At 66.7% G+C, this 12423-nt stretch carries 11 protein-coding genes; 5 read left to right on the top strand and 6 right to left on the bottom strand.

Annotated elements, in window-relative coordinates; genetic code table 11:
• Positions 1-58: 58 nt before the first annotated feature.
• From D0901_RS10600 to D0901_RS10580, 5 genes are all read right to left on the bottom strand, one after another.
• Positions 59-2131: a TonB-dependent siderophore receptor gene (locus D0901_RS10600; protein WP_129140278.1), complete on the bottom strand. Its 2073-nt coding sequence runs from the start codon at positions 2129-2131 to the stop codon at positions 59-61.
• A 140-nt stretch (positions 2132-2271) separates the two neighbouring features.
• Positions 2272-3927, bottom strand: a complete 1656-nt coding sequence (locus tag D0901_RS10595) for a multidrug ABC transporter permease/ATP-binding protein (protein WP_129140277.1) — start codon at positions 3925-3927, stop codon at positions 2272-2274.
• Between the two features lie 97 nt (positions 3928-4024).
• Positions 4025-4957 carry a 5-oxoprolinase subunit C family protein gene (locus D0901_RS10590; RefSeq protein ID WP_129140276.1) on the bottom strand — a complete coding sequence of 311 codons (933 nt, stop codon included), beginning with the start codon at positions 4955-4957 and terminating at the stop codon, positions 4025-4027.
• Positions 4954-5658 carry a 5-oxoprolinase subunit PxpB gene (gene pxpB, locus D0901_RS10585; protein WP_129140275.1) on the bottom strand — a complete coding sequence of 235 codons (705 nt, stop codon included), beginning with the start codon at positions 5656-5658 and terminating at the stop codon, positions 4954-4956. The genes D0901_RS10590 and pxpB overlap by 4 nt, the downstream gene beginning before the upstream one ends.
• Complete coding sequence (locus D0901_RS10580; RefSeq protein WP_129140274.1) at positions 5655-6407, bottom strand: 5-oxoprolinase subunit PxpA; 753 nt, start codon at positions 6405-6407, stop codon at positions 5655-5657. The genes pxpB and D0901_RS10580 overlap by 4 nt, the downstream gene beginning before the upstream one ends.
• Before the next feature lie 384 nt (positions 6408-6791).
• Here D0901_RS10580 and D0901_RS10575 point away from each other — a divergent pair, with 384 nt between their 5' ends.
• The 5 genes from D0901_RS10575 (at position 6792) to D0901_RS10555 (ending at position 11250) form a co-directional block, all read left to right on the top strand.
• The gene (locus D0901_RS10575) at positions 6792-7229 is read left to right on the top strand and encodes a VOC family protein (RefSeq protein WP_129140273.1); all 438 of its coding nucleotides are present in this window, start codon (positions 6792-6794) and stop codon (positions 7227-7229) included.
• 7 nt (positions 7230-7236) lie between these two features.
• Entirely contained in the window at positions 7237-8187 is a 951-nt protein-coding gene (locus D0901_RS10570) for a LysR family transcriptional regulator (protein WP_129140272.1), read from the top strand.
• A gap of 73 nt (positions 8188-8260) precedes the next feature.
• The gene (locus tag D0901_RS10565) at positions 8261-9265 is read left to right on the top strand and encodes a TRAP transporter substrate-binding protein (RefSeq protein WP_129140271.1); all 1005 of its coding nucleotides are present in this window, start codon (positions 8261-8263) and stop codon (positions 9263-9265) included.
• Positions 9266-9326: 61 nt separating this feature from the next.
• A complete protein-coding gene (locus D0901_RS10560) occupies positions 9327-9890 on the top strand; it encodes a TRAP transporter small permease (protein WP_129140270.1) in 564 nt (187 codons plus the stop codon).
• A 58-nt stretch (positions 9891-9948) separates the two neighbouring features.
• Positions 9949-11250: a TRAP transporter large permease gene (locus tag D0901_RS10555; protein ID WP_129140269.1), complete on the top strand. Its 1302-nt coding sequence runs from the start codon at positions 9949-9951 to the stop codon at positions 11248-11250.
• Between the two features lie 86 nt (positions 11251-11336).
• Here the strand turns inward: D0901_RS10555 and purU are convergent, their stop codons facing one another.
• Complete coding sequence (gene purU / locus D0901_RS10550; protein WP_129140268.1) at positions 11337-12200, bottom strand: formyltetrahydrofolate deformylase; 864 nt, start codon at positions 12198-12200, stop codon at positions 11337-11339.
• Positions 12201-12423 lie beyond the last annotated feature (223 nt).

Raw genomic sequence — 12423 nt, 5'->3', positions numbered from 1 at the left:
ACGCAAAAGCCCGGTCATCAACCGGGCTTTTTGCCGTCATGGCGTCACTGGAGGTCCGCTACCAGCGGTACTTCAGGCTGCCGATCACGCTGCGCGACTCACCGTAGTAGCACCAGTAGTCGCAACTGGCCACGTACTCCTCGTCGGTCACGTTGTTGACATTGACCTGGGCCGTCCAGTGGCGGTTGAACGCGTAGCTGGCCATGGCGTCGCTCACGGTGTAGTCGGGCACCGTGGCGCGCGACGTGCCATCGATCGACTCGCCCACATGGCGAACGCCCGCGCCGATCTTCAGGCCGTTCAGGGCGGTGCCCTCGAAGTCATAATCCAGCCACGCGGACGCCATATGGCGGGGGATCAGCCCGGCACGCTCATCGTCTTCGTCACGCGCATCCGTGTAGGTATAGGCCGCCGTCAGCTTGAGCGCATCGGTGAGATACCCCACCCCCTCCACTTCGAAGCCGGTGGAGGTCCTTTCCCCTTCCTGGGTCTGGTAGCCGGCCGGCGTCGTGGCGAAGGAGTTCGACTCTTCGATGTCGAATACCGCCGCCGTCACATAGCCATCCCAGGTCGACGGCGCGTACTTGACGCCCAGCTCCCACTGTTTGCCCTTGATCTCCTCGAAGATCGCCCCGGCCGTATTGGTCTGTGCCTCCGGCTGGAAGGACTCGGTATAGCTGAGATAGGGATTGAGGCCGTTGGCGCCGAGATACATCACGCCGCCGGACCAGGAGGTCGCCGCCTGGGTCTCGTCGACCGTGGTGTCTTCGCGTTCGGACACGTTGCGCACGTCCGCATGATCGTAGCGAACGGCGCCCAGCAGCACCCAGCGATCGTCGATGCGCAGTTGATCCTGCACATAGAGACCCAGTTGATCCTTGTCGATCTGGCGACGCGTCAAGCGATCGCCGGGAACGGCGACGATGTCCCCCTGGGGGTCGAAGATATCGACGATGTCGTAGGCATAATCGTCGAACTCCTGGCCATCCAGGCTCAGGTCCTGATAGTCCACCCCCAGCAGCAGGGTGTTCTCCGTGCGCTCGGTATACCACTTGCCGACCATGCGGTTATCGATGGTGAAGCTATCGATATCGCCCTTGCGCTGCAGATGACCGCGATATGCCGTCCGGCCATCGCCGGTGGCGAAGTCCATGTAGGTGCTGCGCAGGTCCAGGTCCAGATGGCTGTAGCGGAAGTCCTGCTCGAATTGCCAGGTGTCATCGAAACGGTGCTCGAATTCGTAGCCGAGCGCCGTCTGGGTGTGTTCGTCCTTGTCGTAGTCGGGCGCCCCGTAGTTGGTCCGGGGGTCGACCTTGCCGAAGGGCGTGTCTTCCAGCGTGCCGTAGGCCAGCTTGAACGGATTGACGGGAACGCCGTCGTCCTTCTGGAAACTGGTCAGCACCGTCAGTCGGGTGTCATCGGAGATATCCCATTCGAGGCTCGGCGCGATGTAGTAGCGCTCGTTATCGGTGCCGTCCAGATCGCCGTCGCGCTCCTTGTAGAGCCCCACGAGGCGATAGCGCACATCGCCGCTCTCGGTGGCCGGCCCCGAGGTATCGAAGGCGAATTGCCGATGGTGGCGGTTACCGGCCTGAATCTCGACCTCGCCGCGGCGCTCGGCGGTGGGGCGCTTGCTGACGGCGTTGATCAGCCCGCCGGAGGGCGCTTCACCATAGAGGATCGACGCCGGCCCCTTGAAGACGTCGACGCGTTCCAGCCCGTAGGGTTCGGGTAGCCACTGGTAGTAACCGGTGCGGTAGATCCGCAGACCGTCCTGATAGGTGGCCTGATCGAACCCCCGGATCTTGAACCAGTCGGTGTTGTTATCGGCGCCGTACTGGCCCGACAGGACCCCGGAGCGGTAGCGCAGCGACTCGTCCAGCCGCTGCACGTTGCGTTCGTCGAGCTCGTCACGGTCGACCGACGACAGGGCTCGCGGCGTCTCGACCAGCGGCGTGGCGACCTTCAGGGCCGTGGCACTGATGACCATGGTGTCGGGATCACCAGCGGCATCCGCCGCGTCCTGGGCGAAGGTGGCCACGGGCAGGGTCAGCAACGTCAGGCCCAGGGCATGGCGGACCGCCAGCGGCAGCCGCGCTGGCCTGGCGGCCGGAATCGGGAATGGGGGCATGGGAAAGGCCTCGGATGATCGTCTGAATGTTTTCTAGTTGTGGAAGAAAATGATAAGGATTGTCATTATCCACTACAACTGAAAAAGTCATCCGGCTTCCCGGCCTGTCTTCACCGCCCGGCTTCCTTCGCGGCCGCCGACTATTCGATGCGCGAGACCGCATCGCGAGTGGCGCGCTCGCGCTGGTCGCCGGTGAGTTCGGCGAGCCGGCCGTCGCGCATCTCCAGCAGCCGGTCGGCGTGCACGAAGTAGCTGTCGTCGTGGCTGATCGCGAACACCGTCAGGCCGCGCTCGCGCATCGCCGGCAGCAACTCGCGATAGAACACCCGGCGGAAGACCGGGTCCTGGTCGGCGGCCCATTCGTCGAGCAACAGCACGTCGCGCTGCTCGCAGATCGCCAGCAGCAGGGCCAGACGCTTGCGCTGGCCCTGGGAAAGCTGCGTGGACGTCACCCGCCGGTCGACGAACTCCAGCTTCTCGCGCATGCCCAGCCGTTCCAGCCAGGCATCGAGCAGCGCGGCATCCGCCGCCTCGCCGCCCGGCCCGAGCAATTGATCGAAGAGATGGAAGTCGGTGAAGACGCTGGCGAAGTACTGCCGGTAGGCCGGCCACTGCTCGGGCGCGAGCGGCTCGCCGTCGATGCGGATCTCGCCGGACAGCGGCCGATACAGCCCGGTCAACAATCGCGCCAGGGTCGACTTGCCGCTGCCGTTGCCGCCGATCAGGAAGATCTGCTCGCCACGCCGCAGCGTCAGGTCGATCGGCCCCACTTCGAAACCGGGCGTCTCCCCGCGGCTCGGATAGCGATAGGTGACGTCGCGCAGTTCCAGTGTCTGCCAGTCGTCCTTCACCGTGCCGGGCACGAAGCCCGGCTGCGCCTCGGCGAGCGCCAGCGCCTCGAGCTTGTCGAAGGCCACCTGGGCGCTGAGCAACGTGGGCAGCGCCCCCACCGCCTGGATCAGCGGCGTACGCAGGAACAGCAGGGTCAGCGCATAGGTCGCCGCCACCGTGGTGTCCGCCCAGCCCAGGCCATTGGCCAGGTAGAAGGCCACCCCGATGGCGCCGAGCATCATGATGTTGGCCCAGTTGTTGGCGCTGAGATGAAAGGTGTCGGCGCGGATCACGTGGTGGCGATAGTCCCGGGCGTCGAGGTCATAGACCTCATGATAGAGACGCCGCGCGCGGTGGCGGTTGAGCGCCAGCTCCTTGCGCCCGTCGATCACCGCCTCGAAGTCCTGATAGAGCCGGTCCTCGGCGTCGCGGACGTGACGCAGATGGGCGTAGACCCGCGACACCATCCACCATCCGACCAGCAGGGTCACGAGCACCCACAGCGCGGTGACGGCGAGCATCGCGCTCGAGAGATAGCCGAGATAGACGACCGAGGCCACGGACAGGATCACTCCCTGGACCAGCTCCGGCAGGCGCACGAAGGCGACGGTGACGTTGCGCACGTCGCTCGACAGGCTGGCCAGCAGGTGGGCGCTGCCCAGCGATTCGAGGCGTTCGACGTCGGTGTCGAGAATGCGCTTGATCAAGCGCCCGCGCAGGCGGTAGACGAAATCGTGCCCCAGGGTGGTGAGCGCCAGTTGGGAGCCGAGCGACACCCCCAGCAACAGCACCAGCAACCCCAGGAAACCGGGCAACGCGGAAAGCGCGGCATCGGTGCTGGCAATCAGCCGCTGGTTGATGAAGGCGATGATGCCGATGCCCAGTCCGGCACTGGCCAGACTGAGCAGCATGACCCCGATGAACGGCCAGCGATGATCGCGGAAGACGACGCGCAGCAGCTCCATGCGGACCTCGATGGATAGCGAGTGAGGCGCACACCATTGAGGAAAACGCCGCCTGCGTCAACGAATCATTCTCATTTCCCGCCGATAGCGGAGCACGTTACTGCCAATGGGCCCATTGCGCCAGATACGCCCGCCGGGCCGCGTCCGGCGTCTGCGCCGCCAGTCGCAGGGTCTCCCCCGGGGCGCACTGGGCGAGCCGCGCACAGGCCAGCGGCGTCAGCGCGCCGAGCCGCGGATAGCCGCCGATCGTCTGGCGGTCGTTGAGCAGCACGATCGGCTGGCCGTCGGCCGGCACCTGCACGGCGCCCAGCGGAATGCCTTCCGAGACCATCCCGGTCAGCCGGCAGGTCAGTTCGGGGCCGGTCAGTCTGACCCCCATGCGATCGGCGCGGGTGTCCACCTGCCAGTCGCTGTTGAAGGCGGCGAAGACGCTCTCGCCGGTGAAGTGCGCGATCTGCGCGCCCGGCACCAGCGCCAGATGCGTCCCGGCGGAGGGCGGCAGCACGACGCCCCGCGGCAGGTAGCGCGCGGGCCCCGCGGCACCGCGCCAGCCCAGGCGGTCGCCGACCTCGAGCGCGCGGCCCCGCCCGTCCAGGCCGCCGAGGCCCTCGCGGACCACGCTGGCGACACTGCCCAGCACCGGCTCGGCGTCGATGCCGCCGGGCACCGCCAGATAGGCGCGCAGGCCGCTGACCGGACGCGCGAAGGCCAGCCGCTGGCCGGCCTCGACCTCGAAACCGGCATTGAGCGGCAGCGGATGACCGTCGAGGGTGGCGTCGAGATCGGCCCCGGCCAGCGCCAGGCGGCCGCTGGTCTCGATATGCAGTTCCAGCCCGCCGACGGCGATCTCCAGCGCCGCGGCATCCGGCGGATTGCCGAGCAGCCAGTTGGCCCAGCCCATCGACACCCAGTCCAGCGCCCCGCCTTGGGTCACGCCGAGATGGCGCACGCCGAAGCGCCCGGCGTCCTGAACCAGCGCCTGGGGACCGGCCCGCTCGACGCGCAACCCCTGAGTCGTTTCACGCGTCATTGGCGCTCCTCCAGCGGGGATGGGTCGCCGCCCTGGTCGATGAATGCCTGGCGGCTGACGGCCTCGAAGCGCACCCGATCGCCGGGGCGCAGCAGGCTGTAGCCGTCGCGTTCGCGATCGAACAGCGTCACCGCGCTGCGGCCGAGGATGTTCCAGCCGCCCGGCGAGCGCAGCGGGTAGATCGCGGTCTGCCGGTCGGCGATGCCCACGCTGCCGGCGGCCACCGTCTGGCGCGGCGTCTTGAGCCGCGGCGTGGCCAGCGCTTCCTCGACCAGCCCCATGAAGCCGTAGCCGGGCGCGAAGCCCAGGGCGAAGACACAGTAGTCGCGGGCGCAGTGCCGATCGATCACGGTTTGCTCGTCGACGCCGAGGCGCTCGGCAATCCGCGAAAGCTCGGGGCCGACGCTGGCGTCGTACCACACCGGAATGACGTGATGCTGCCCCTGCTGGCTGCTCGCCGGCTCGAGACCGTCGAGGGCTGCCAGGATCCGGGCGCGCGCCTCGCCATGGGAGAGTCGCGCCACGTCGAACTGCACCAGCAGGGTGGTATAGGAGGGCACCAGATCGATCAGCGCCGCGTCGAAGGCCGCGCGCAGGGCGCTGTCGGCGGCGGTCAGCCAGGGCATGTTGGCCTCGTCGATGGCGTCGAAGAGGCGCACGATCAACGCATCCATGCCCACCGTCTCGAGTCGTGGTGTCATGCGCGCTCCAGCGCCCGGAAGGCGTCGCGAATGGCGCGCACCGCGGCCACCGATTCGGCGTTGTCGCCGTGCACGCAGAGGGTATCGGCGATCAGTTGCAGGGCGCTGCCGTCGTTGGCGACGAGCGCCTCGCCGCGCGCCAGGCGCACCGCCTGATCGACGATCGTCGCCGGGTCGTGATGCACCGCGCCGGGCTCGCGCCGCGAGACCAGATGCCCCTTCGCGTCGTAGGCACGATCGGCGAAGGCCTCGAACCACAGGGTGACGCCCATTTCCGCGGCCAGCTCCCGCGTCGGTCGCGGATCCGCGGTGGCCATCACCAGCAGTGGCAGTTCCGGATCGAAGGCGCGTACCGCACGCATCACGGCGCGTAGCAGTTCGCTATCGCGGGCCATGTCGTTGTAGAGCGCGCCGTGGGGTTTGACGTAGGCCACGCGCCCCCCTTCGGCGCGGCAGATGCCCGCCAGCGCGCCGATCTGATAGAGCAGCATCGCCTCGACCTCCGCCGGCGAGCAGGCCATCGAGCGCCGACCGAAGCCCTGCAGGTCCGGGTAGCCGGGATGCGCGCCGATTCGCACGCCGCTGGCCACCGCCAACGCCACGGTGCGACGCATGACCATGGGGTCGGAGGCATGAAAACCGCAGGCGATGTTGGCACAGTCGACCTGCGGCATGACCTCGTCGTCGAGCCCCAGCGTCCAGTTGCCGAAGCTCTCGCCCATGTCGCAGTTGAGTAATGGAAGGGGCATGCAGTCTCCTCGTCATTGTTGTCATGAAGCGGTGCAACGCCGGGTTTTCCACTGTAGGAACCGCCAGGAAGCGGGTCCAATCGTTTTTCGTGATGCCCAATATCGACGGAACTTTTCATGGCCGAGCGAGCCACGAAAAGCGTTGACGATGCGCGCCGGCGAGGGGAAGAATCCTAAGAGTTAGTTTCCAAACCCCAGTCATGATGGGCGCCGGGGACAAGGCGAAGCGAGGGTCCTTTGCCATGGATGGCAAAGGTAGCGCCCAAGGAAGGGTTTACAGCGCCCTCGCGAAGCCTTGTCGTCGGGTGGCCCATCACGTCTACCGGCTTTGAAATGAGCTTTGAACCATCACTCCCAACGACAATCACGCAAGAGGAGGCCACCATGGCCGTCAGCGATCCGTTCCATCTCGCCGTCCAAGTCCGCGACATCGACGAGGCCCGCCGCTTCTACGGCGATTTCATGGGCTGCCCCGAGGGCCGCTCCTCGGATTCCTGGGTCGACTTCGACCTGTACGGTCACCAGTTCGTCTGCCACCTGAATCCGGCGCTCAGGGACACCCCGGTCGCCAGTCACAAGAACCCGGTCGACGGCCACGGCGTGCCGGTGCCGCATTTCGGTATCGTGCTGGAAATGGACGCCTGGCAGGCACTGGCCGACAAGCTGCGCGAGAACGGCGTGGCCTTCGAGATCGAGCCCTACGTGCGCTTCAAGGGCGAGCCCGGTGAACAGGCCACCATGTTCTTCTACGATCCCTCCGGCAACGCCCTGGAATTCAAGGCCTTCAAGGATCGCGAGACGCTGCTGTTCAAGAAGGCCTGAACGGCCCATGACCTTCGACTTCAAGGAACTCGAGGCCTTCGTCTGGGTCGTCAGGCTGGGCTCGTTTCGCAAGGTCGCCACCCGGCTGCACCTGACCCAGCCGTCGATCTCCGACCGCATCAACCGGCTCGAGTCGGCGGTCGGCGAGTCGCTGCTCGACCGCGGCGCTCGCCCCATCCAGCCCACGTTGCGGGGGCGCGAGTTCTTCGCCCATGCCGAACGTCTGCTGGAAAGCCGCGAGGAAGCCCTGCGACTGTTCCAGAACGAGGAAGCGTTCTCCGGCACCCTGCGCCTGGGGATCATCGAGACCATCGCCAACAGCTGGTTTCCCGATTTCATGCGCCGTCTCGCCGAGCGCTATCCCCAGTTGACCCTGGAACTCACCGTCGACATCTCCCCCCAGCTGCATCAACGGTTTGCCGACAACGATCTCGACATGCTGTTCGCCATGGACGGCGTGGCGCCGGGCCTGGCCGTGGAGGAAACGCCGCTGTGCACCTACGAGATGGGCATGTTCGTCGCCCCGCAGCACGTCGAGCGCCTGCACGCCGAGGGGCCGGGCGCCCTGCCGTTCATCTCCTTTTCCAAGCAGGCCCGGCCCTATACCGAACTGGTCGCCTATCTCGCCGAGCAGGGCATGGACGCCCCCAAGATCCACTGCGCCAGCACCCTGATGACCATCGCCCGGATGAGCATCGAAGGGCTCGGCGTGGGCGTTCTGCCGGTTTCCACCGTCGCCGACAGCGTGCGCCGCGGCGAACTGGCACGACTGGCCCTGCCGCGGCCCCTGCCGGCGATGGTCTACGAGACCGTGTGGCGGGCGGCGAGCTACCCCCGTTTCAGCCGCAGCGTGGCGCATCTGGCGCGGCAATGCGCCGCCGACTACGACCGCAATCATGCCGACGATGCCAGCCTGCCGCAGGTGAAAGCCTGGGCCGATACTGGGAATAAGAATTAACGATTTGACCCTCGACCGCGGGCGCCGGAAGAATGACTTGGCACCTTTTCAACAACAACACGAGGTCTCTGCCATGCGTCATTCGCTGTCTCCGCTGGCCGTGCTGATGGCCGCCGGCGCCCTGTCCGCCGCCGCCTCCACCCCCGCCCTGGCCGCCGAGCAGTGGAACCTGGCCACGCCCTACGGCGATGCCAGCTTTCACACCAAGAACACCAAGCAGTTCGCCGAGGACGTCGAGAAGGCCACCGATGGCGAACTGGCGATCACCGTGCACAGCGGCGGCTCGCTGATCTCGCACGCCGAGATCAAGCCGTCGGTCCGCCGGGGCACCGTCCAGGCCGGGGAGATCTTCCTCTCGACGCTCTCCAACGAATCGCCGATCTACGAGGTCGACACCCTGCCGGGCCTGGCCAACAGCTATGAAGACGCCTACGCCCTGTGGCAGGCCTCCAAGCCGATCATCACCGAGCTGTTCGCCAAGGAAGGCCTGATGCCGCTGTACGCCGTGCCCTGGCCGTCGCAGGGCATCTACACCGACTTCGAGCTGACCGATGCCTCGCAGTTCAAGGGGCTGCGCGTGCGGGCCCCCAACATCAACACCCAGCGCTTCGTCGAGAATCTCGGCGGCAACCCCACCGAGACCGAAGAGGCCGACATCCCCACCGCGTTCAGCACCGGCCGCGTCGATGCCATGATCACCTCGGTCTCCACCGGCAAGTCGATGGCCGCCTGGGATTACGTCTCGAACTTCAGCGACGCCAACCTGTGGTTCCCCAAGAACATCGTGTTCGTCAACAAGCGCGCCTTCGACCATCTCGACGAGGCGTCCCGGAAGGCCGTGCTCGATGCCGCCAAGCAGGCCGAGCGCCGTGGCTGGCAGATGAGCAAGGCGGACCGCGCGGCCAGCGCCGAGGCCCTCGAGGAACATGGCATCACCATCAGCAAGCCGCAGGGCGAACTCGAGAAACAGCTCCAGGCGGCCGGCGACACGCTGTTCCAGAGCTGGCAGGAGCGCGCCGGTGACCAGGCCAAGCGGCTGGTCGAGGACTATCGCGCCCGCCAGCAGGCGCAGAACTGACGCCTCCGGGCCGGCGCTACTCCGCCGGCCCGGCCTCGCACCCCGCCGCCTGGATACCGCCATGACCTTTCGACTCGCCCGACTCTACGACCTCGGCGCCTGGGGCGCCGCGCTGTGCATGCTCGCGATCTGTGGGCTGGTCACGCTGCAGGTGCTGTTTCGCTGCCTCGACGGCCTGCTGTCGCTGCTCGGCGCCGCCCGGCTGGGCTGGGAGATCAGCGGCGTCTCGGAAATCGCCGCCTACCTGCTGGTCGGCGCCACCTTCCTCGGCCTGGCCTACACCTTCGTGCACCACGCGCATATCCGCGTGACGCTGGTGATCTCGCGCCTGCCCGCCGCCGCGCGGGTATGGGTCGAGGCGACCTGCCTGACGGTCGCCCTGGCGCTGACCCTGATGCTTGGCTGGGAATTGATCGCGCTGATCCGCGAAAGTCTGGAATACGGCGACGTCTCCTCGGGGCTGCTCGCCATCCCGCTGTGGATTCCGCAGAGCGTGCTCGGCGTCGGCGTGGCGCTGCTCGGCCTGGCCCTGCTCGAGGCTTTGCTCACGACCCTGCGTTTCGCCGTCACGGCGCCCGGCCGTTATATCGCTCCCGAACAGCACGAAGAGGCCGGCGGCGAGTGAGCCCCCGCCTCGCCGAGCACTCGCGCCAACGCCAACCATCACCGAGGAGACCGCTGCCGTGCTGACCCTCAGCCTCGTCACGATCGCCACCCTGGCCCTGCTGCTGGGCGGCGGCGTGTGGATCGCCTTCGCCCTGCTGGGTACCGGCTGGATCGCCCTGTCGCTGTTCTCGAGCTTCGACCCGGGGCCGATCCTCGCCTCCGACTTCTGGGGCGCCAGCTACGGCTGGGATCTCACCGCCCTGCCGATGTTCGTGTGGATGGGCGAGATCCTGTTCCGTTCCGGGCTCGCCGACAACATGTTCCGCGCGCTGTCGCCCTGGCTGAACCGTTTGCCCGGCCGCCTGCTGCACTCCAACATCATCGGCAGCGGCCTGTTCGCCGCGGTGTGCGGCTCCTCGGCGGCGACCTGCGCCACCGTCGGCAAGATGACCCTGCCGGAGCTCGAGCGGCGCGGCTACGACCCCAACCTGGCGATCGGCACCCTGGCCAGCGCCTCGACGCTGGGCCTGCTGATTCCGCCGTCGATCATGATGATCGTCTACGGCGTGGTCACCGAGCAGTCGATCTCGCGGCTGTTCATCGCCGGCATCGGCCCCGGGTTGCTGTTGCTCGTGCTGTTCATGGCCTACCTGATCGGCTGGTCGCTGCTGGTCGGCGAGCGTCAGGGTCGCGCCGGTCGGCGCGAGGCCTCCACCACCCTCGGCGAGAAACTGCGCGGCAGCCTGCAGTTGATTCCGCTGCTGATCCTGATCGGCGGCATCCTCGGCAGCATCTACGGCGGCTTCGCCTCGCCCACCGAGGCGGCCTCGTCCGGCGTGGTACTGTCGATGCTGATCGCCCGCGCCAACGGCCACTTCGACAAGGCGATCTTCCTCGACTCGCTGTTCGCGGCGATCCGCACCGCCTGCATGATCGCCTTCATCATCGCCGGCGCGTCCTTTCTCTCCTCGGCGATGGGCTTCACCCAGTTGCCGATGAAACTGGCCAACGCCATCGCCACCCTGGGCCTCTCGCCCACCGCACTGCTGGTGATCCTGACCCTGTTCCTGCTGGTGCTGGGCTGCTTCCTCGACGGCATCTCGCTGATCCTGCTGGTCACCTCGATCATCATGCCGCTGATCGACAAGGCCGGCTTCGACCTGATCTGGTTCGGCATCTACCTGGTGATCGTCGTCGAGATGTCGCAGATCACCCCGCCGGTGGGCTTCAACCTGTTCGTCATCCAGGGCATGACCGGCAAGGACATCATCACCATCACCAAGGCCACGATCCCCTTCTTCCTGCTGATGATCGTCGCCATCGCGCTGATGCGGCTCTTCCCGGAGATCGCGCTGTATCTGCCCCAGGCGATGAACTGAGCCTACCCATCGCATCGATGCCGGCCCGCAGCGCAGCCAAGCGCTTCCACGAGCCGGCACGTCGTTACTCGCCAATCACCACACTTCTAGCGCGCGAACACCACCGTGCGCCCCTGGTTGAGGAACACCCGACGCTCGACGTGGTAGTCGATCGCCCGCGCCAGCGTCAGGCATTCGATGTCGCGCCCCTTGGCGACCAGGTCCTCGGGGTAGTGGGTGTGATCGACCGGCTCGACGCCCTGGGTGATGATCGGGCCCTCGTCGAGGTCGTTGTTGATGTAGTGGGCGGTGGCGCCGACCAGCTTGACGCCCTTCTCGTAGGCCTGGTGGTAGGGCCGGGCGCCCTTGAAGCCGGGCAGCAGCGAATGGTGGATGTTGATCGCCCGGCCGCTGAGCAATTCGCACATCTCGGGCGAGAGTACCTGCATGTAGCGGGCCAGGATCACCAGCTCGGCGCCGGTCTCCTCGATCACCTCGCGGATCTGCGCTTCCTGCTGGGGCTTGGTGTCGGCGGTGATCGGAAAGTGGTGATAGGGCAGATCGTGCCACGCGGCGAGCGGCTCGAGATCGGGATGGTTGGAGACCACCGCGCGGATGTCGATCGGCAACTGGCCGATACGGTAGCGATAGAGCAGGTCGTTGAGGCAGTGATCGGCCTTGGAGACCAGAATCACCGTGCGCGGCCGGGCGCCGGGCGCGGTGAGTTCGAACTGCATGTCGAATTCGGCGGCGCGCGGCGCGAAGGCGGCCTCGAAGGCCCCGGCATCGAAGCCGTCCTCGGGGCGAAACTCGGCGCGGATGAAGAAACGCTCGCCCAGGCGCTCGTCGAAGGAGTGCAGCTCGGTGATGTAACAGCGCTGCTCCTTGAGAAAGCGCGTGACCACATCCACGGTGCCCAGCCGGCTGGGGCACTGGGCGGCGATGATCCAGGTATCGGGGGTGCGGCTCATGGCGCCTCCTGTTGGTGATTGTCGTTGGCCCGTCTTGTAGACGGTACGCCAGTGTCGGCCTTAGAGGGTATTTACAAACTGCCTGCGCTCGGCAATACGGCGTTAAAACCGGCCTCAAAATGCTCATTTACCCCGTGTAAACTCCGCTTTTTCGACCGATTTTGCCTTGTCTTGCCTTCGCTCGCCGACTTTGTAAACACCCTCAAACACACCGATCAGCCGA

The sequence above is a fragment of the Modicisalibacter coralii genome, from assembly GCF_004117855.1.
Taxonomy (GTDB): domain Bacteria; phylum Pseudomonadota; class Gammaproteobacteria; order Pseudomonadales; family Halomonadaceae; genus Modicisalibacter; species Modicisalibacter coralii.
This window is presented reverse-complemented; position numbering and strand designations above follow the sequence as displayed.

Bases quoted from the DNA above. Each gene is read 5' to 3' on its own strand.
- D0901_RS10580 (WP_129140274.1), bottom strand. From the start codon at position 6,407: ATGCCCCTTCCATTACTCAACTGCGACATGGGCGAGAGCTTCGGCAAC.
- D0901_RS10575 (WP_129140273.1), top strand. From the start codon at position 6,792: ATGGCCGTCAGCGATCCGTTCCATCTCGCCGTCCAAGTCCGCGACATC.
- D0901_RS10600 (WP_129140278.1), bottom strand. From the start codon at position 2,131: ATGCCCCCATTCCCGATTCCGGCCGCCAGGCCAGCGCGGCTGCCGCTG.
- pxpB (WP_129140275.1), bottom strand. From the start codon at position 5,658: ATGACACCACGACTCGAGACGGTGGGCATGGATGCGTTGATCGTGCGC.
- purU (WP_129140268.1), bottom strand. From the start codon at position 12,200: ATGAGCCGCACCCCCGATACCTGGATCATCGCCGCCCAGTGCCCCAGC.
- D0901_RS10570 (WP_129140272.1), top strand. From the start codon at position 7,237: ATGACCTTCGACTTCAAGGAACTCGAGGCCTTCGTCTGGGTCGTCAGG.
- D0901_RS10590 (WP_129140276.1), bottom strand. From the start codon at position 4,957: ATGACGCGTGAAACGACTCAGGGGTTGCGCGTCGAGCGGGCCGGTCCC.
- D0901_RS10595 (WP_129140277.1), bottom strand. From the start codon at position 3,927: ATGGAGCTGCTGCGCGTCGTCTTCCGCGATCATCGCTGGCCGTTCATC.
- D0901_RS10565 (WP_129140271.1), top strand. From the start codon at position 8,261: ATGCGTCATTCGCTGTCTCCGCTGGCCGTGCTGATGGCCGCCGGCGCC.
- D0901_RS10560 (WP_129140270.1), top strand. From the start codon at position 9,327: ATGACCTTTCGACTCGCCCGACTCTACGACCTCGGCGCCTGGGGCGCC.